We start from the raw sequence: 20,861 nt of genomic DNA, 5'->3' as shown, positions 1-20,861 counted from the left end.
GGTTTCTCCGCGGTTCTCAGAAAAAAATGTATAAAAAACTTTTGATCGGGTACTTAATAATCCGGCGGGAGCATTTTCGAGGCCAAAATATTTTTAATATGATGAAAATTAATGAATTAATGAAACTGCTCAAACCAATAACGGCTGCCTGCCTGATGAGCATCCTGATTTTTATAGTAATGGCGACAGAAGCGCTGACTTATGTTCAGGCGGACTTGGAAAAGCTGTTCAGCAGAAATGAATGTGTCAGTTGTGATCTCAAACACGCTGAACTTAAAGAAGCAAAGCTGAGAGGAGCAGTTCTCAGGGGTGTTATTCTCTTCAAAGCCAATCTTGAGGGAAGTGACCTGAAAGGGGCTGATCTTGAAAATGCTTATCTCATAGGGGCGAATCTTAAAAATGCTGACCTCGAAGGTGCTTATCTCAAAAGAGCAAATTTCAAAGAAGCAAACCTCAGAGAAGCAAACCTCAGAAGGGCCGAACTTTATGGCGCAAAATTTAAAGGAGCGGACCTTCATGGGGCATATCTTCAGGGGGCCTATCTCAGAGGGGCTTATTTATACAGAGCAAATCTCAAAGGGGCCAATCTCAGTAAAGCTGATCTCAGAGGAGCTGACTTTTACTGGGCCAATCTTGAAGGGGCTGATCTCAGAGGGGCTGATCTGAAAGGCGCGAACCTTTACGGAGCGAACCTTAAAAAAGCTGATCTCAGAAAGGCGAATCTTGAAAAGGCAGTGCTTGAAAATGCGAAATTCGAAGGGGCTAATCTGGAAGATGCTTTTTTGAAAGGGACTATCCTCGATAAGATTAAATACTGATCCGCGTAAATATACCGCTAACAAGCAGGGGGCAAAACGCAAACATATGAATTCCCGTCGCTTGGAAAAAAACGCTTTGCCCACCCTGCATAGTTGTATAGCCGGAGTGTTAGCTGATGTCAAAAAACCTCATTTTTCGTGCTGGTAAAAAAGCATTGCCACGGATAAAATCAGAAGGACTTTGTCCGGAAAATGTCAAAATCGTTGCAGGTGCGGCTGGCGGCCCCAAATGGCTGATTCTCAGTCATCTTGACCGTATTATTTTTTCCTCCTGGTTCAAGATGAGAACCGGTCCGCTGTTTATTATCGGATCTTCGGCAGGAGCCTGGCGATTCGGGGCCGTGTCTCAGAAAGACCCCATAACAGCCATTGAGAGACTTCAAACCGCGTATATCAGTCAGGCTTACACGTCAAAACCGACCCCTGAAGCAGTTACGCTTGAAGGGAACCGTATCCTGAACACTTTCCTTGATGACACCGGAATCAGAGAGATATTGGATCACCCTTATATCAGATTGAATCTTTTGGCTGTCCGATGCCGGGGGCCTGTTGCCAGCGAGAAAAGAATCCCTCTGACATTTGGGTTGGCGATTGCGGCCCTGTGCAATATGATGCACAGAAGTTTTTTGAAATTCTTTTTTGAAAGGGTGCTGTTTTATGATCCGAGGCAAATTCCCCCTTTTTTTGACATGGATGAATTTCCGATTCAGCAAATTCCCCTGGATCGTCATAATATGAGACATGCGCTTTTGGCATCAGGTTCGATTCCCCTGGTGATGTCAGGAGTGAGGGATATTCCCGGAACTTCGGGCGGCATATATCGGGATGGGGGCGTCACAGACTATCACCTGGATATTCCGTTTCTGAAAAAAGAGGATGATGGGATTGTGCTTTTTCCGCATTACACGAATCGTATCATCCCCGGATGGTTTGACAAAAAGCTGATATGGCGAAAACCGAATCCCTCAAATATGGATAATGTGCTTCTTGTGTCTCCGTCCCGGGAATTCATAAGCACATTACCACGTCATAGCATACCGGACAGGACAGATTTCCGCCTGTTTCAGGGGCGGGACAGGGAGCGCATCGCATATTGGAACGCGGCCGTTAAAAAGAGTGAATCTCTTGGAGAAGCGTTTCTGGAAACAGTGCATTCCGGCAAAATCCGTGAACTGGTGAAGCCGATGTAGCGATAATAGCGTGTTTAAAAAGTTCCGCGGGGACGGTATGTCCGGCGCTACGGAGACGAGGAATATTTTCATGCCATAAATATGCCGTCCCGCGGAGACTCGGAAACACAGAGCATATCATCTGCTACAAATATACCGTCTCCGCCGGACTTTTTAAACACGCTCTAAGCTGTCAGTTATCAGTTTCAAGTTTCTTCAAATTTCAAGTTTCAACACAAAGGAGGATATGAAATGCCGTTCACGTTTTGTCATCCGGCTGCGGCTGTCCCGCTGGCACGGTGGTTTGGCCTTGTCCTCTCAGCTCTTGTCAAGGGATTCTGCTTCTGTTTGCAGAGATGATTCTTTTTAGTCTGGGCTGGCATATGGTCAGCACCTTTCTGAATCAGGGACGGATGCGGATGACATGGAGTACACGGATGATTCATCCTCGTAATCAGCGTAATTCGTTCGATATTTTAAAGAAACTGACAGGCTGAACTCCGCTTCTTACCCTCAATCCGTATAAATACACCGCCACCTCATCTACACGGATTTTGGTTAAGCAGGGATTTCTGTCCGCTCTTCCGAGCTATGGTAACATTCCGAAGATCGGGCAAGAGAGCGAGGCTGAATGATCATGGCTGAAAAAGACCGCTTCCGACCCAAAACCTGTAATCCCTCCTTACACACAATCCGTGTAAATGCTACCGACACCCCATCTACACGGATTGCGTCATCTACACGGATTGCGCTTATCTACACGGATTGCGTCATCTACACGGATTGTGGTTAAGAAAGGATTACTGCTCACCTTTCGGAAGGCTCAGATTATATGCAAAGGATCGAGAGCTTGAGAAGTAGAAAGTAATCCCCTTCTTAACCATAATCCGTGTAGATGAGCACCGCCCTCATCTACACGGATTATGGTTAAGAAAGGATTACCGCTCACCTTTCGGAAGGCTCAGGATTATATGCAAAGGATCGAGAGCTTGAGAAGTAGAAAGTAATCCTTTTCTTAACCTCAATCCATGTAGATACACGGATTGCGGTCATCTACACGGATTATGGTTAAGAAAGGATTACTGCTCACCTTTCGGAAGGCTCAGATTATATGCAAAGAATCGAGAGTTTCAGAAGCGGAAAGTAATCCTTTTCTTAACCGCAATCCATGTAGATACACGAATTGCGGTCACCTACACGGATTATGGTTAAGAAAGGATTACCGCTCACCTTTCGGAAGGCTCAGATTATATGCAAAGGATCGAGAGCTTGAGAAGTAGAAAGTAATCCCCTTCTTAACCATAATCCGTGTAGATGAGCACCGCCCTCATCTACACGGATTATGGTTAAGAAAGGATTACCGCTCACCTTTCGGAAGGCTCAGGATTATATGCAAAGGATCGAGAGCTTGAGAAGTAGAAAGTAATCCCCTTCTTAACCATAATCCGTGTAGATGAGCACCGCCCTCATCTACACGGATTATGGTTAAGAAAGGATTACCGCTCACCTTTCGGAAGGCTCAGATTATATGCAAAGGATCGAGAGCTTGAGAAGTAGAAAGTAATCCCCTTCTTAACCATAATCCGTGTAGATGAGCACCGCCCTCATCTACACGGATTATGGTTAAGAAAGGATTACCGCTCACCTTTCGGAAGGCTCAGATTGTATGCAAAGGATAAAAGTATAAGAAAGCAGAAAGTAATCCCCTTCTTAACCACAATCCATGTAGATGAACATAATCCGTGCAGATGAGTTCATTCCGTTCGGAAGTACATAAAATCAAGATGCAGCGAATTGAAATTGAAGATCAGTCCCCGTCTCAGTCCGAGATAGCTGATATGGCTGCGGAATCTGGAAAAAATCACGTCGTTCATTTTCCGCACGGCAACCACAGACAACAGCATGTCACCGATAATGAAAAAATTGACTTCCTTTGAGCCTAATGTCTCGTTCTGATATATGGCCGGAAGTTCTTTGGCCGTGTCAAAGCGAATTCCCGCCTGCTCCAGTTCATAATAAAACGCCCTTCGGTAAATCTGATGAAAGTAGCCCGCTCCCAGCGTTATGAGAATCCGGTTCGCCATGATGAACAAATCCTCGATTTCCTCCTTTCCCGACATCTGGAGTTTGTCAAAATCAAATCTGTCCTCCAGGGGAGTCTTGAGATGCAGCTTGTTCGGGAATGTCCGGTGTTCCACGGATTTGCCTCCGAAATTTGCCAGAATGCCGAGAGGCTTGTCAAATCCTTTCAGATATGAGATGAGCTGGGCCTGATGCAGCGGAAGAATTTTGGGAGCGACTTTGAGTTCGATGATGATTTTGTCCCCGACCAGCAAATCCACCCGATATCGTCCCACGTTTTTGTCAAAATAAAAAACGTCAAATTCCTGCTGACGCTCCGCTTTCAGACCTTCCGAGCGGAGTGCCTTCTGAAGAGCCTTTTCGTAAATCTCCTCGTGCCAGATGTTTTTCAGTGCGTTGTGAACTTTGAAGCAGCACCCGATGATGGTGTAGGTCAGGTCTTCGTACATATTTCAGTCCTGTTCGTGTGTGTTAAGGGCTACACGGATTGTGGGTCTCATCTACACGGATTGTGGCTATCTACACGGATTATGGCTATCTACACGGATTGTGGTTAAGAAAGGATTACTGTCCACCTTTCGGAAGACTCAGATTATATGCAAAGAATCGAGAGCTTGAGAAGTAGAAAGTAATCCTTTTCTTAACCTCAATCCATGTAGATACACGGATTGCGGTCATCTACACGGATTATGGTTAAGAAAGGATTACTGTTCACCTTTCGGAAGGGGTCGGATTATATGCAAAGAATCGAGAGTTTCAGAAGCGAAAAGTAATCCCTTTCTTAACCATAATCCGTGTAGATGACCACCGCCCTCATCTACACGGATTATGGTTAAGAAAGGATTACCGCTCACCTTTCGGAAGGCTCAGGATTATATGCAAAGGATCGAGAGCTTGAGAAGTAGAAAGTAATCCCCTTCTTAACCACAATCCGTGTAGATGACCACCGCCCCCATCTACACGGATTATGGTTAAGAAAGGATTACTGTTCACCTTTCGGAAGGCTCAGATTATATGCAAAGAATCGAGAGCTTGAGAAGTAGAAAGTAATCCCCTTCTTAACCATAATCCGTGTAGATGAGCACCGCCCTCATCTACACGGATTATGGTTAAGAAAGGATTACCGCTCACCTTTCGGAAGGCTCAGGATTATATGCAAAGGATCGAGAGCTTGAGAAGTAGAAAGTAATCCCCTTCTTAACCACAATCCGTGTAGATGAACACCTCCCCCATCTACACGGATTATGGTTAAGAAAGGATTTATATGCAAAGAATCGAGAGTTTCAGAAGCGGAAAGTAATCCCTTCTTAACCATAATCTGTGTAGATGAACACCGCCCCCATCTACACGGATTGTGGTTAAGAAAGGATTACTGTCCACCTTTCGGAAGACTCAGATTATATGCAAAGAATCGAGAGCTTGAGAAGTAGAAAGTAATCCTTTTCTTAACCGCAATCCATGTAGATACACGAATTGCGGTCACCTACACGGATTATGGTTAAGAAAGGATTACCGCTCACCTTTCGGAAGGCTCAGATTATATGCAAAGGATCGAGAGCTTGAGAAGTGGAAAGTAATCCTTTCTTAACCACAATCCGTGTAGATGAACATAATCCGTGTAGATGAACACAATCTGTGTAGATAAACGCAATCCGTGCAGATGGCGAAATTACAACCCCTTTTTTGTTGGGGGTTCGTTCCTCACCCCAACCTACGGGCTTGTTTCGCTTATTCAACGCCATTGTGCGAAAGTATTAGTTAGAGCAATATAATTATTAGCTTTTTCTGTCAATTCCTTAACACATTTAATTGAAAAGATTCCATCTATTTTTGAACATAGCTCATCTAACTTATCACTGTTTTCCCTCCATTGAGAAGCGTTATCAAACATTCGTAAAAGCAGATATTCTTTTGAAAACAAATCATCTATACATTCCTTTGGGAAAGCCGAAGGAGAAATGCTATATTGTTTTAACACCTCTTTCGATATGAACGTTCGCCAATAAATACCCGGAAGATACTTTGACAAATCCCTTCCAACCCAAGCCTCTAAATCATTTTCACCCAAGTTGATATAGATTTTATTTCTATACCTATACTCATCAATTTGACATGAGAAACCAAAATGTATATCACCGATTCCACAATAAAAAATAGATAAAACTAATTCTTCATTCAGTTCTTTATTGTAGAAATCAATAAACACACAAGAAAACTCATTTGATGGATAAATTATGAAATCATACCTACATAACTCTGAAAAAAGAAAATAACCATCGGGGTTTGCTTTTAAAAAACTGTCAAAACTTCTTCTATCTTTCAGCAGCTTATTAAAAGCAACCTTTTCCCGATGATTAAAATATGTTGGCTTCAACTCCTTATCTAACGATAGAAGCGAATCTCTGAAATTATCCAACATACCAGATTTAACATATATCCCAATCATTGTGGTCCTAAATCATCCCTTCTTATGATTTGGTCGAAAGCACGTTCTGCTGGTTTGCTGATTTTGGTTTTTGTTCCAGTTACCAATACAGATTGCTTGCCAGTTTTTCGCGCTGCTCCGGTTTGTATTCTTAGTTGTTTTGTAAGACTGACGCTTTTGGCATCCTTTACTTCTAACGATACAGTATCAGTTAAAGAATCAGGAATTGAACTTCCTTCCGAAGTCTTCACTTTCTTTGTATTTTTATCTAAACCAAGGTCTTTAAGAACTCGTTTTTCCGCTGCTCTTCCTCTTTTCAAATTTTCAGCTTTCTCAGAGTTTTTAGAAAGCTTCTTAACTAAACTTGCTCCAGATTCATACCCTCGTTTAAAATCTTTAGCGTTAAATCCCGTACCTAATTCTAATGTAGCATTACCCACGGCACCTAACTTTTGCAACAAAGTTGCGTCGCTACTTTTAAGAGTATTATACGCATCTATGTATGTCGAAAAAGTATCATACGCATTAAACCCTTTACTTCCGGCTTTCCACAGAACTTTGCAAATTTTAATAGCCAGTCCCCAACTATTACCATCAGGATCGAAATATACCACTGGACTGAGGCGGCTATAACTATAAGTTCCTAAGTTAAGGGGGGTGTATACTCCCCCATTGGGATTCCCATCCAAATAATCCCCCAAAATCGGATCACAACTCTGCCAAACACTAGTCCGAGGATCATAATACCGTGCCCCGAAGTAATAAAGCCCCGTCTCCCGATCCAGTTCCTTGGCCGTGAACAGATACGGCACTCGGTGCTGGTCGCTCACCTCTTCGATCCAAGTTTCGCCAAAGGGGAAGTATTCCAGATGCTGATAGATTTTCCCTTTATTATCGGTGACAAACGCAGTCGAGCCAAGATGGTTCGGGTGGTAATAAAAGATATCCTTCTCATAAACGAAGTTGTCGGGGCCTGGCTTTTCGGGTTTCCCTGGTTTATCTTCAGGATTCTGGCCGGGGTTCTCATCGGGCTTCTGACCGGGATTCTCCTCGGGCTTCTGGCCGGGATTCTCCTCGGGCTTCTGGCCGGGATTCACATCAGGATTGTGACCCGGATTCACATCAGGATTGTGACCCGGATTCACATCAGGATTGTGACCTGGGTTCGCATCAGGATTGTGACCCGGATTCACATCAGGATTGTGACCTGGGTTCGCATCAGGATTGTGACCCGGATTCGTATCATCAGAAGTATCACTTTGGCCGCTATCATCTCCCTTAACCCCGTCACAGCCCACACCGGTATTCTGATCACATTTGCCATTGTTCCCATTTTCCAGACCATTGGCTTCTCCGGAAGGATTCGCATTTCCTCCTGCACTGTTACTGTCAGGGCCGTTACCCTTATCCGTAGCGTTTTCCTGTCCCGGAGGCGTATCTGGCTTTTTCCTCGGACTGCGTGAGCTTCGGGCCGTAGCGCCGTCCGAAGCGGAAGTCGTGAAATCCTCCTGCCCCTTGACCAGCTTGGAAACAATCCTGCTGGTTCCCACAAACACATGCTTGGTGCCTCTTTCCCGGTCTTTTACCGTATAAAACTGATTCACATAGACCATCTCGCCCTGGGGTCCCGTCTTGAAAACCCGCTCGCCAGCATCATTATACTTATAGGTCATCAGATGACCGTTATCCTCAATCTGCTGGATGCGGTTCTCCTCATCCCAGGAGATAATCCTTTGTGTATTGTCATCATCGCTCTGCCAGCCGGTCTGGTTTCCATTCGCATCATAAGTAAAGGTTCTCTCCCCAATGTGCGTGGGCGCATGGGGTTTTGAACTGCCATAGTCATACTTGTAAGTATAAGTGGTCTTCTTCTGCTCAATCCGCTCGCCTGCCGGAGTAATGCGGATATGCTGCTGGGCTTTGCTCACGATGTTATGGATGCTGTCATACTTCATGGAGAGCGTGTAAGTATGTTCAGCCGTCTTTTGCTTGAAATCACCGCTCGAATCGGTCAGGCGATACAGATCGTCATATTCAAAATCGTAATGGGTCTCACCGCCGAAGTCACCGGCCTTGTTTGCTTTTGCCAGATTATCCAAATTCAGCACATTGCCCACCGGGTCATATCCATAGGCCAAATTCATAAAAAACCTGCCATTGGATTTTGCCTTCAGCGTCGAAAGCCTCCGATTCAGCGGATTGTAAGCATAAGTCGTTTCCGCACCATTCCCCTGCTTCATATAGACCCGTTGCTCAAACTTGTCATAAGTCAGTTTTTGCAGATACCTGTAAGTATGTTTTCCTTTTATGCCTGAAGCGGAGTCAGCCAGTCCACCGGAGTTGTAGGTATAGGTCAGAACCTCGCTATCCGGGTAAATCAGTTGCCTCAGCCGGTTGTAAGTGTCATAAGTATATTCCGTCTTGTAAACCTCAGGCGAGTTGTTGCTGTTTCCCTGGGTTTCGGATGTGACTGTCTTAATGGTCTTGATCGTCTCTCCCAAAGGCCCGTAAAACCGCTCCTCTTTGCCAGACGCATCGCTTACCGTGACGATTCTGCCTGCACGATTATCCCCTGCCCCGGGATCGCCATAAGTATAAGACACATCGTTCTCCGTGTATTCAGGATAACGGATCCCATCCACACGGTTGTAAGTATAATCATATTCAATGGCCTGCCCCTTGGCCCGCAGATTTGCGGTGATCTTCCTCACCATATTGGAGGCAGTATCATACTCATATTCCGTCAGCCCCATATCCGGCGAATCAATATGGGTGCGCCGTCCGCCCAGGTCATACTGCACCGAGGTGACATTCCCCGCATTGTCCGTGAGCTGAACGATCTGCTTCATGGGGTCATATTCGTAACTTGTCCACAAGGTCTTGCCCTTGTTGAACTCCTGCACCGAGGTGATCAGTTCCCGCACATCCTTGTAATTCACCTTGGAAATCTGATTCGCATCGGTCACTTTGGTCTGAAACCGGAGCGCGCCATTCCGATCCGTTCCAAAACCGTAAGCATACCTGACGCTGGTATTATCCGGCATAGTCATAACCAGCACCCGATCCATGACATCATGGCTTGTCCGGGTAGGCTGCACGCTGTCAAAACCCGAATTAAACTGTCCCTGACGGCCCAGGGATTCCGTGATCGGATAATATTGTTCAACGGCCCTGCCCGCAAAGTCAAAGATCACACGCCCCGAGACAATCATCATATTCTGTGCGTTGGCATTCCCCGAACTGACCGCACCGTCTTTCTTGGTCTGGATTTCCCGTTTCAGACCGTCAACAAAGAGTGCAGTTTCAAGGGGATCGGTTTTCTGGTCATAATTATCAAAGTGCTGTGTCAATGCCCAAGGCACCACCGCGCCCGGATGATAGGCAAAATTCAAAGTCTCCCGCCCCGCGCCCTGCTGGTACGGCCCGGTAATCCCCACAGCCCGCCCCACGCTGTCATAGCGATAGGTGAGCTGCTGTCCGTTGATATCCGTGGTGCTGGTGATTTCTCCCCAGCGCAGATCATAAGTGGCTGCCGAAACATAACCGAAACTGTCCCGAACCTGCTCCGGATAAGTATGCACCTGACCATCATAAGTATAAGTGATCGCATACCGCTGACCTTTCTTATTGGCCGGCCCGGTCTGGGTGATGATATTGCCATACTGATCATAAGCCATGTCGTGGATCGCAGTCCCAGTTCCCAAAGCCAGACTCACCTGCCTGAGATTTCCCGTTCCTGTCTCAAAAGATGCGTTCCGCTGCCGCATCACCTCTCCGCTGCCCTTGACAACGATCTTATTGGCCTTGCCCACAATATAATGAGCCAAGTCGCTGTGGTATTCGATGAACGACTCCACATCATCCCCGGCCCCCGCATCAGCCGCGTCAAAGAAATGCGTCACATTGCCCAGTTCATCATACTCAAAGGTCTGATAAGTGGTGATACCCGGCTCTGTCTGACCCTCGTAGAATTTCTTATCCGTGCGGATCAGTTCCGGAAACACCGTTGCCGTGAGACTCTCTTTGAACTCGCCCGTCAGAAGATTCCCGCTGTCAACATCCCGCAACTGATAGGCGTTTGTGGTCTCAAGATATTTCTTCCCGGCTCCGTCCCGAACGATCTCAGAGATCAGCAGCCCTTTTTCATAATAATTCCGGTTCTTAAAATTCTGAACCGTACTCCGGTAAAGGGAATCCCCGTCTCCCGCATTGCGCTGCTCGGTGGTCACGGTCTCATACCCGTAAAACTCCCGTTCCTGACGATGGTAAAACCCGTCTTCATACTGATACGTTGTCACCAGCGTATCCACGCCATCCCCGGCAAACCCGTCATGAACATCAACCCGGGTCATATTCCACCGGCTGTGGGGCATCTGATAAGTGTTCCCGTCCCGCTCATACTCAATGGTGATGGTTGCGCCCAAAGGCCGCCGCACTGTTTTCAGGAGATTGGTTCTGCCGATGAGATTGCGCCGCACCTTGATGGAACTGTCCTTTTCAGAAGTGAGATGATCCGCGTATCCGTCGCCGTCAATGTCCATGATCGCGACCTGAGGCCTGCTGATCCCCTTGGCCACCTCCGCGCCCGGATTGATGATGATACATATCGGGAGAAACGGTATGGGAATCGGTATTGAGATGGTGAAATAAAGCCCCCCGCTCTGGTCTGTGTTCACATTCTCAGAAAAATCACCCGCGCCCGGGTAAGATATGGATACAAAACCGTTTCCGGTGTTCAATGCAACACCGCCGCCCTTCCGCACATAATCGGCCAGACCATCGCCGTTGATATCAAGCCATGCGGCCCTGCCCTCATTTTTGCTCTCCGATATCCCGACACCGCCGCCAAAACCATAAACCCCGTCATTAAAAGACGCGCCCAGACTCAGATTCTGAGCTTCGCCCTCACCCACCTGGACAGTTCCCCAGTATTCCTGAGAGCCAAATTTATACCCCAGATTTAATGCCGCGGATCCGTCATCATACACTTTGTCCGGCAGTCCGTCGCCGTTGATGTCGTTATAATCATAGTTGCGCTGATCTTTTGAACTGCCGAAGTTGCCGCTCAAACCGAAAGAAGCCATCTGCTCACCAGAGCCTTTTGAATTGCCTCTGCTGTTGTACCGGACATGAGCCACGGTTCCGCTCACCCCCGCGCTCAGTGCCTCGGTTTCGCTTTTCCGTATCCCTGACGGCACGGCTCTGCTGTTCCCCTCAAGGCCGCCGATCATGGGGCTGTATTGAATGCTGCCATCACTCACCACATCCGGGAAACGGTCCCCGTTCATATCCATGAAATCGAGAAGCCCCCGGGTTTCGCCGTTTGTGACGGACGCACCGGCAGGTCCGAGTCCGGCAAACACACCGGTCTGTTTTCCCTCTGACAAACGATTCACCGCTCTGGCCCCGGCATAGTTTTCAGGTTTCGGAACAGAGATATTATCCATGCCGAGCCGGGAGCTGCTCTGAATATCCGCTCCCACCCAAGTTCCGTCATCAAAACCTCTCCAGCGATGAGACGCGGGATCCGGATAAAACAGAATGCCATCGGCTTTTTCAGGAGAAAACTGGGGATCAAGTTCATCGGGATCCGTGACCTGCATGTTGGCATCAATCTGACTCTGATCAATCTCAGGTATGACCAGGTCAGACTCGATAATGGCCTGAGCGGCCCGTTCCCCGTCCCCTTTGTACCCCGCATAAGTCCAGCCGCGGAAGGGCTGGCCGAAAAAGCCCTCTTCCCCGGGGAAGTTCAGCGCGCTCGGAACGGTTTCTCCATCAACCGAAATCCGGTAGGAGCCGATCCCCTGGGCAAGTTCGCGGTCGGTCGTGTTCAACTCGAACCAGACTTCATCTCCCTGAGCCACGTCTATGGAGAGGGTTGTGCCTGCTGCATCGCTCACATCAAAGGTTGCCTTGTCCAAGAGCTCATTAACCCGCTTTGCCGTCAATACCATTCTTCCGGCGATGCCTGTGGTGGTAACAGAAGATGTTACTGTGAAAATGCCAGTCCGGGGAGCGATCCATGGCTCAGGGGGAGCGTTCAGATCATTTTCTCCATACACATCTGTGAGATAAGGCGGGTCAAACGTGATCACGGAATTCCCCTGGTCATCATAAACCGTCTCGACACCTTCGGCAGAGAGGTATTCCAGATGGGGTTTCCAGCGAATCTGGGTCAGATCAATCGGGGAATCTGCCTCAATTTTGAGTTTCAACTGATCTTCCTGAGTAACATCCAGATTCAGATCAACCGATATGGTTTCCATCTGATCAAAGCCGGATGTCTGGCTGAAGACCTCTTCGTCATTCAGCAGCACCAGAACCCTGATGTCATCGGAAGTGGCCGCGAGTTTCTCCACATCACCGCTCAGATGAATACTCCCGGTGATGGGCATGGATACCGACATATTGCTCCTGCCGGTGGGAATAAAATCCGCACTTGCCTGATAAACGTAATGATTCAGATCGTTCGCGTCGGTGACAGGCTCCATATTCAGATAGGCGATTTCCGGATCCCACCGCACCTGATCATAAGCGCCGTCAAAGCGGGACTGAACCCTGAAATAAATCCGGTCGCCTTTTTCCACGGTGATCGCTTCAAGTCCCTGGGGAGATTTGACGCTGTAATCTGTGGCATCTATCTCCGCTGCCCACAATTCACTGCTGTTATGCTGAATAGCGACTCTCACACCATCGGCTGTTCTGTATTCCGCACGTTCTTCGCTGGTATCCTCAACCAGTGCAATATCGCCGCTGATGGCAATCTGCCCGGCAAACGGAGCTGTCCAGCGTCTCAGCGTGTCATGGAGCGGGCTGGCTTTCAGCATCTCCTCATACAGATCCTGAAAATCTTCGAGCAGTCCCTGGCCGTCAACCGCGCCGGGTCCCACAGGATAAGGAGTGTCAGAAGAATCAGAACCATAATACGGAACAGGTCTCAGTTTCTCAGGATCATCGGGCCTCCCGAATCGCACTGAACCGCCTTTTACCAAGTCAATAATGCCGTCTCCGTTCACATCGCTCAGGTAGGTGTCGCTTTCGGTAAAGGAGTTGCTGCGGTTGATCCCGATGCCCCCGACCAGATAAAGCTCTGCTCCGTAGGAGAACATCTTTGATTTTTCTCTTGAAATATTGCCAAGCCCGATACCAATGGGATCGCCAAACCTTGTGGCCCCCCCGGGCCCAGACAAATTGGGCCGGAAAACATTGCCATAGCCAAATATCTTGTCCGGAAGTCCGTCGCCATTGACATCGCTAAAGGTCAGGATGCCTTTGTTTTTGCTCTGATTATAACCCACTTTGCCGCCAATGGAAAACTTCTTATCACATCCGCCAACCGCGATGCCCACATACATATGTCCGCCGACACTGTTGCTGCCGGTTCCGCCGATTGCGCTGGCCTCTCCGTGATAAACCAGACCTCCGTTGACATCATCATCGCCGGTATTCCACGTCTCAGACGAGCCAAATCCATGATACCCGCCGTTTGCATTTCGAGCCTCATCAAAATACTCAAAATCATGCCGGTTAAATTCCTCGCCATGCTCATCAAGCTGGATGATGGATTTCAGCAGGGTTTTCTTGAACGCACCTTCCGTGTAAACAAACTCATAGCTGCGGATCATCTGTCCGTTATACCGCACCTCCGCTTTTCTCAGCAAGTCAGCAGTCACTTTCTTGAACCCGAGCCGGGCATCAATGGTGACATCTGATCTTCTGATCTCACCGAGATCACGATCCCGGAGAAACGTCACTTGGTAAGGCCCCGGAGAATTTCCATAGCCCGTGTAAAAGATGTTTGCCAAATACAGTTCATAACCTGCCACACCTCCTGAGCCGCTTCCCACGCCTGAATCCTGCTGGCGCACATATTCATAGTCAATGGTGTTGCCGTTGCTGTCCTGCACCTGGGACAATGCCCATTTGGCAATATTCCCCTCATCATCGGTCAGGATTGCATTTTCATCCGGGCCGTAAGCATCTGTACCGCCATAAAAAGAGTGGGTTCCGTTTTTATCAATCACCTCCCACCAGTAGTCTTTGGGGCTGTCCCCGTGACGGATAATCTTCTGAAACCCGCCTTCCACACGGGTATGGAAGATTTTATTACTGGTACGCGCCACCAGCGCGCTGCGATGTGCCACCGGCGTAAGCTGCTGACCGCTTAATGTGTAGGTTTCGGTCTCCTTGCCCGCGTCATACCGGGGAACGCCCCAGCGAGTGTCAATACCGATCATCTGCACCGGCAGATCCCAGCCCAGCCCCATCCAGCCATTTCCGCCGCCGGAACTGTACTGAACAGCCAGTTGTGGCTGCATCCCCTTGCGTCCCGGAGGCACTTCAAGGGGATAACTCAGGCGGGCATCTCCCTGGTTATTTGCCTGGGGCGGCTCAATCAGATTCACCTTTGCGGCAGGATTCGCCACCTTTATATCTTTGATCTGTGTGGGGTTAAACGAAGTGGTCTGGGGAGAATCCGGAACCTGTACCACCGCGTTGATCATATCGGTAAAATGATCGGTCTCGCTGACCACCTCGCCAGTGTCAGGATCAAAGCTTTCCTTTGCCAGCGGAACCCATCGCCCCGAAGCCTCATCAAAGAAATAGGTTCGGACATCCTTATCTTCCATGCCTTCGGGAATCAGATCCTTCTTATAAGGCAATCTGACTTTGACCTTTTTGTCAAACTTCATGCCGTGAGGCAGAAAACGATATCCCTTGTGCTTGTCGGTCACGTTCACCATGCCCGCGTCCAAAGCCGGCAGATCACGATCCCGCAGCGTCATCATGCTGATCTTTGTTGTTCTTTTCAGAGCGCCCTTGCCCACCTCAAGCTTTGCCCCGCTTTTGAACTCATGTTTATGATCCTTGTCAGCCCTCACATAAACATCCTCAATCAGATTCACATCGCCGGAAACCCCGTCATCATCCTGATTTTCGTCATCCGAATCCTCGTCGTCGTCTTCCTCATCAACCAAGGTCTGACACCCTTCACGAATCTCAATCTCATCGCTCAGGCGGTTTTCCAGCAAAGGAAGCACGCTGGCAACGGTTTCGCCGTCAGGATAAACAGCAGTCAGTTCAATGCTCGTATTTTCTGTTTTTATAATGGCCTCAAACTCACCATTGACATGAGCAATCTTCTGATTTTTAAAATAAAGTTCAGCCTGCCCCGAACCGTTATTCACAGGGCTTACAAACCCTCGGACATAAACCTGATCCCCGAAATACTGCCCCTTATCCGGATATGTGATGGTGATCATGGCCGCGTCGGTGCTTCCCAGATTGGAACCCAATGCCCTGACCTCACGAATTTCAGTGTCAGTCCCTGTGGCATCCGTAAAAACAAGCCGGGCACCCTGAGCATATTCACCATCCTGAACATTCAGATAATGCCACCCCTGTTTGCGCTTTCCCTCAATCACCCCGGAATTCGGAACCCATTGCCCCTCTTTTTGCAGAGCAAGCCCCACTTCCCCCTCAAGCCCGGCGGTCGCGTAGAACCCCACCGCGGTCAGATCGGTCAGGCGGTCAAATCCGAGTTCGATAACCGATTCATCGGCCGTCTGCGATCCCGAGAACTTCTGCCACAGATTTCTCATCCATCCCATACGGAGAACCGAATCATCCGGCCGGGCCAGTTTCAGACCCGTGGACATATCTCCGTCATAAACGCTCGCGATAGCCGACTCATCCCGGCTCTGATTGCTCCTGACATAACTGACAGAGTTTGATCCGTTATCCAGCTCAATCACAACCCGGACATTGCTCACCACATAACGCTCGTCATCGGAAAGGGGTTTGAAACGAATGACATTTCCCCCCTGGTTCAGCCAGACCGGAGCAATGCCCTCAATCTGCGCTCCGCCTTCACCGTGCTCGATAACATAGCCGCCCACGGCAGGCTGATCATTGACACTCCGGATCGCACCGGTCTGATGGGCAAGTCCTGACAAATCATAGCTCAGATATGCCCGCTTAATCTGATCTGGCTGATAGGCCAGATCAAAATGAAACACATTATCCTGATCAAAATCAGCATACTGGCCCTCCTCAGGGCCGATGACGCCCATTTCCGGGTCTGCCTGATAGCGCCTGCCCTGCTCAACATCAACCCCCGCATCCATCAGAGCCAGCAGCGCGTTTCCAGACTGAACCGGTGTATGCTCACCCGAAGACCATATCTCAATCTCCCGGATGCCGTAAACATTTTCAGGGATTGCCGCGGTGGGAATCAGTTGGAAACGAAGCGCATCCGTCTCAACGGTCTGAGCAGGCTCATAGTGATGCCATTCATCACTCAATGCGCTCAAATCCAAATTCTCAAGGGATTCCACATCCCGCCACTGACCATTGACCTGTTCCCGGACGGTCAGCTTATAAGACGCCGAACCATAAATCCGGATTTCACTGACAGACTGAACCTTATCCAGACTCACATCCACCAGGGCGGTACCGGATGCCTCATAGGAAGTATGGACATTCCGGTCAAACAGGTTCGCCACGGTTTCCGTCACAGCAGACGCTTCCGCAGACTCCGTGATCAACGAATGGGGAGCATTTTTCAGAATGTTCAGAACCGTGTCATCATCTTCCTGAGCATCCTCCTCCTGAACTATGATAAACGAATCGTCACCGGTCTCGGTGTTGTTGTCGCTAAAACTCCCTGTGACTTGCAGCACCCGATGATAAACATTGCTCAGGCTTCCATCTTCGTGGATGGTGAGGTCTTTCACGGTCATATTCCGATCTATCACCACATCCCCGTAAATGTTTACGCTGACATGATCCCCGCTCGGAACAACCCCGCCCTCCCAGGTATCCGGATCATTCCAACGGCCCCCGTCAGGCGTGGAAGATATGGTTACGGGAACACCCTCCGATTCTGGCAGCGTCTCAGACGGTTCATAAATGGAAAATTTTTCGGTCTGATATATCTTTATCCCCTTAGAATAGACAACAAAATGGAACCCATCCCCCTTCGTATCTTCGGGAATAGTGACAATCTTGCCCTCATTGCCCTGATGATTCAGCGCATCGACACGAAGCAGAGGCGTTTCCCCTTCCCCGGACTGAAGCCCGAAGATCAGCCTTGCGCTGTTTCTTTGGGAATCAAACTGCCATTGAAGATTGTAAAGATCACCTGCTTTTATATCAGTCAGAGGTGACGTGATCTGGTCAACAGGCTCCTCAACCTTGATCGAAATGGCAGAAGCCGGCGCTGTTGAAAATACAATAGTCATAAGTAAAATTAATGCCAAGAAACCAAGCCGCTTCATACTGACCTCCTTTTTGTTTGTTTTGTCAAAGGTTAGTTTTTCAGTTCCGGGAAGAACGAAAAAGATTGCCATAATCTGCGCCATTAGACTGATTAGTCGGTATGTCATTTTTGTTCCTTTCTTTTATAGTTTAATTCAATAGTTCCTAAATTTATCCATCCCCTTATCTTTAATTATATACAAAAAAAATTATTTTCTTATGAAAAAATTTTGTTTTTTGATCATCTACATGGATTATGGTTAAGCAAGGATTACTGCTCACCCTTCCCGCCAGCCCGGTTGCATGGAACGACTCAGTCCCCGGAGAGGAGCAGAATAATCCCTGCTTAACCATAATCCATGTAGATGAGGCTGATGATGCCCTCACCATCTACATGGATTATGGTTAGGAAAGGATTACGGGCCGCCTTTCATAATGTGCCGATTCCATGCAAAGAATCGAGCTGACAACCGGAAAGTAATCCCCTTCTTAACCACAATCCATGCAGATGAAAACAATCCGTGGATACCCATCTCCGCCCCATCTGCACAGACTATGGTTAAGCAGGGATTATATTCGGGCAAGAATCCCGTAATCCCTGCTTACCCATAATCCGTGTAGATAATCCGTGTAGATAAGATAACGAGGTCTGATAATTATGGCTGACATTATTTTTTAAATAAACTTTTAACTATGATATCATGCCACATAAGATTTCGTCAATAACGAAAATTAATTCCTTATATTTTTTATTATATAATATAAATTATCACTGTTTAACTTTTTTAAAATATTAAATAAATTTTACGAAAATTTGTTCTTGCATATCCACAAGGATTGTGTGTAAGAAAGGGTTTGCACACAAGGCCGGACAAAATCCTTTTTTACAAACAATCCTTGCAGATAAGACCATGAAAGGAGGGGTAGTGTTCTAAAAATGGAGCTAAACTTTATAACTCTCTGAATCAATTCTGTAAATATTGGGACAAGTCCAGTTTTAGAACACCACCAAAGGAGGTTGGTTTCCCATGAACTTGGAGATCAGAAAATTTTTCTTATCCGGTTTCGGAGTCTTATTATCTGTTATGCTGTCTCTTGCGTTTGCAGACGAACCAGCGTCTCACGAGATAACCGTCATCGCAGAAGCCAACGGTAATATTGTTCCGTCAGGAACATTCACCGTGAATCACGGCGAAACCCGGAATTTTTTTATCACTTCAGATGATGGCTATGAGATTGCAGCAATAACATACGGCGGCAATAGCATTTCGGCGGACACCGGTATAAGCAGTTTGCAATATCCCCTGGAAAACATTACCCAGGATATTGAATTTCAGGTTGAATTCAGGATGGCGGAACTCATGGGCGTTGAAATTTTCGCTGATGATGACAAGCCGGATAATTTATTCGGCGGCGCGGTTTCCATTTCCGGGGATGATGTCCTCATAGGAGCTTACGGAAACAATGCAGCTTATATCTTCACAAAAGAAGGGAACACTTGGTCTCAGCGGGCCAAACTGATGCCCGAGGGCGATGTCCTGGATTTCGGATGGCCTGTTTCCCTCAGCCGCGATTATGCGCTTGTGGGTGCTATGAATGCGGCTTGTATTTTCGTAAGAGGCGAAGACGGCTGGGTTCGGCAGGAGACCCTGACACCTGATGACAGCGGACAAGGAAATTTCGGTTCCCCAGTTTCGCTTTCCGGAGATTACGCGCTCATCGGAGATTACTCGGATAACGGATTTACTGGTGCAGCTTATGTCTTCAGGCGAAACGGGGCGGTGTGGGAAAGACAGGCAAAGCTCACAGGCAGTGATGCCGGGGAGAATAGTATGTTTGGCGCTTCTCTGGCAATTTCCGGGGATTATGCTGTTATCAGTCAATACAGCCATGAACGCGGAACTGTTTACATTTTTGAACATGACGGAGACTCATGGACCGAAAGGGTCAAAAAAAGCGGCGGAGCTTATTTTGCGGAGGCTGTGGGGATTTCTGATTCAGGTCATTATGTTGCCATAAGTAATTATGACCAGCCCCCTCTCATTCTAACGAAAACCGAATCTTCGTGGGAGGAGCAAAACGTCACGGTGACAAGCGACAATTTCAGCAATCTCGGTATTTCTGACGATGCAGCCTGCCTTGCCAGCATGTGGAGCAACAAGGCATATTTGCTGAGGCGTTATGAAACTTCGTGGAGGCATGAAAGAGAATTCTATCATCCTGAGAACATAAAAGGATTTGGGTCATCAGTGTCGGTTTCCGGTGATTACGCTGTTGTCGGAGCAGATAATTTTGGAAGTGAGGACGGCCGAGGGGGATTGGCATATATATACGATATTGCTCCAGTATCGGAAGATTATCAGGTCTTTCCTGAATTAGCAAATCCTGTTAAAAAAGACACTTACACCGTAATTTGGGATAAAACAGATGTAAACAGCGAGGCTGCGGAACTGAGGCTTTATCTCAAAGATGAGGAAAATAATTATGCTGCATTCTCCTCTCTGAAAATCATTGAAAATTTCGGACGGACTTCTGCCACACTTTCCGAGGAGCTTGAGAACGGCATCTATCGTCTTGGCATGGTGGAAATGCACACATCAGAGGACGGAGGCGAAGCATCAGCGCATTGGATAACCAGCGATTTTGTAATTGGTGAAATGCTTACCCGCACCATTACGGCCTCTGCCGAAGAAGGTGGAACCATTTCTCCGGCCGGAGAGGTCATTGTGAACCATGGCAGCGACCAACAGTTTGAATTCAGTCCGGATGCAGGCTGGTATATTGAAAACATCTCCGTGGACAATGAGCCAGCCGAACTGACAACATCATACACGTTTCCCAACGTGTCGCAGGATCATGCCATTCATGTCAGTTTTGCAGAGCCGAATCAGAAAAAAGGGGATATCAACGGTGACAATAAAATCAGTATTGCTGATGTGATTTTGTGCCTGCAAACAATTACCTGTTCAGATTCGGCTCTTTCAGTAACAAAAAAGGGTGATGTGAACAGTGACAGACGAATCGGACTGGCAGAGGCCGTTTATCTGCTTCAGGTTCTCAACGAGGTGCCAGCAGATGACCAATGACCAATGACGAATCACCAAT

At 47.8% G+C, this 20,861-nt stretch carries 7 protein-coding genes; 4 read left to right on the top strand and 3 right to left on the bottom strand.

All coding sequences use genetic code 11. From position 1 onward, the window contains the following. The first annotated feature begins 98 nt into the window (after positions 1–98). From dnm_RS23005 to dnm_RS31705, 3 genes are all read left to right on the top strand, one after another. A complete protein-coding gene (locus dnm_RS23005) occupies positions 99–818 on the top strand; it encodes a pentapeptide repeat-containing protein (protein ID WP_207679232.1) in 720 nt (239 codons plus the stop codon). 116 nt (positions 819–934) lie between these two features. Continuing rightward, the gene (locus tag dnm_RS23000) at positions 935–2,008 is read left to right on the top strand and encodes a patatin-like phospholipase domain-containing protein (protein ID WP_207679231.1); all 1,074 of its coding nucleotides are present in this window, start codon (positions 935–937) and stop codon (positions 2,006–2,008) included. Positions 2,009–2,239: 231 nt separating this feature from the next. Beyond that, on the top strand, positions 2,240–2,347 hold the full coding sequence (locus dnm_RS31705) for a DUF4184 family protein (protein WP_219739693.1): 108 nt from the start codon (positions 2,240–2,242) through the stop codon (positions 2,345–2,347). A gap of 1,394 nt (positions 2,348–3,741) precedes the next feature. On the opposite strand, the gene dnm_RS22995 is transcribed toward dnm_RS31705, so the two are convergent. The 3 genes from dnm_RS22995 to dnm_RS22985 all read right to left on the bottom strand — a co-directional run bounded on the left by dnm_RS22995 (position 3,742) and on the right by dnm_RS22985 (position 17,776). Beyond that, positions 3,742–4,518, bottom strand: a complete 777-nt coding sequence (locus dnm_RS22995) for a GxxExxY protein (RefSeq protein ID WP_207679230.1) — start codon at positions 4,516–4,518, stop codon at positions 3,742–3,744. A 1,283-nt stretch (positions 4,519–5,801) separates the two neighbouring features. After that, entirely contained in the window at positions 5,802–6,515 is a 714-nt protein-coding gene (locus dnm_RS22990; protein WP_207679229.1) for a hypothetical protein, read from the bottom strand. Continuing rightward, the gene (locus tag dnm_RS22985; protein WP_207679228.1) at positions 6,512–17,776 is read right to left on the bottom strand and encodes a SpvB/TcaC N-terminal domain-containing protein; all 11,265 of its coding nucleotides are present in this window, start codon (positions 17,774–17,776) and stop codon (positions 6,512–6,514) included. Before dnm_RS22985 ends, dnm_RS22990 begins: the two co-directional genes overlap by 4 nt. 1,008 nt (positions 17,777–18,784) lie before the next feature. On the opposite strand from dnm_RS22985, the gene dnm_RS22980 reads away from it, so the two are divergent. Continuing rightward, positions 18,785–20,842 carry an InlB B-repeat-containing protein gene (locus tag dnm_RS22980; protein ID WP_207679227.1) on the top strand — a complete coding sequence of 686 codons (2,058 nt, stop codon included), beginning with the start codon at positions 18,785–18,787 and terminating at the stop codon, positions 20,840–20,842. Positions 20,843–20,861 lie beyond the last annotated feature (19 nt).

The sequence above is a fragment of the Desulfonema magnum genome, assembly GCF_017377395.1.
Classification (GTDB): domain Bacteria; phylum Desulfobacterota; class Desulfobacteria; order Desulfobacterales; family 4be13; genus Desulfonema_C; species Desulfonema_C magnum.
The sequence above is the reverse complement of the archived record's forward strand: the minus strand, read 5'-3'. Positions and strand labels throughout refer to the sequence as shown.

What these genes read in the sequence shown, in the direction of transcription:
- dnm_RS22980 (WP_207679227.1), top strand. Translation starts at nt 18,785, where the DNA reads ATGAACTTGGAGATCAGAAAATTTTTCTTATCCGGTTTCGGAGTCTTA.
- dnm_RS31705 (WP_219739693.1), top strand. Translation starts at nt 2,240, where the DNA reads ATGCCGTTCACGTTTTGTCATCCGGCTGCGGCTGTCCCGCTGGCACGG.
- dnm_RS22995 (WP_207679230.1), bottom strand. Translation starts at nt 4,518, where the DNA reads ATGTACGAAGACCTGACCTACACCATCATCGGGTGCTGCTTCAAAGTT.
- dnm_RS22985 (WP_207679228.1), bottom strand. Translation starts at nt 17,776, where the DNA reads ATGAAGCGGCTTGGTTTCTTGGCATTAATTTTACTTATGACTATTGTA.
- dnm_RS23005 (WP_207679232.1), top strand. Translation starts at nt 99, where the DNA reads ATGATGAAAATTAATGAATTAATGAAACTGCTCAAACCAATAACGGCT.
- dnm_RS23000 (WP_207679231.1), top strand. Translation starts at nt 935, where the DNA reads ATGTCAAAAAACCTCATTTTTCGTGCTGGTAAAAAAGCATTGCCACGG.
- dnm_RS22990 (WP_207679229.1), bottom strand. Translation starts at nt 6,515, where the DNA reads ATGATTGGGATATATGTTAAATCTGGTATGTTGGATAATTTCAGAGAT.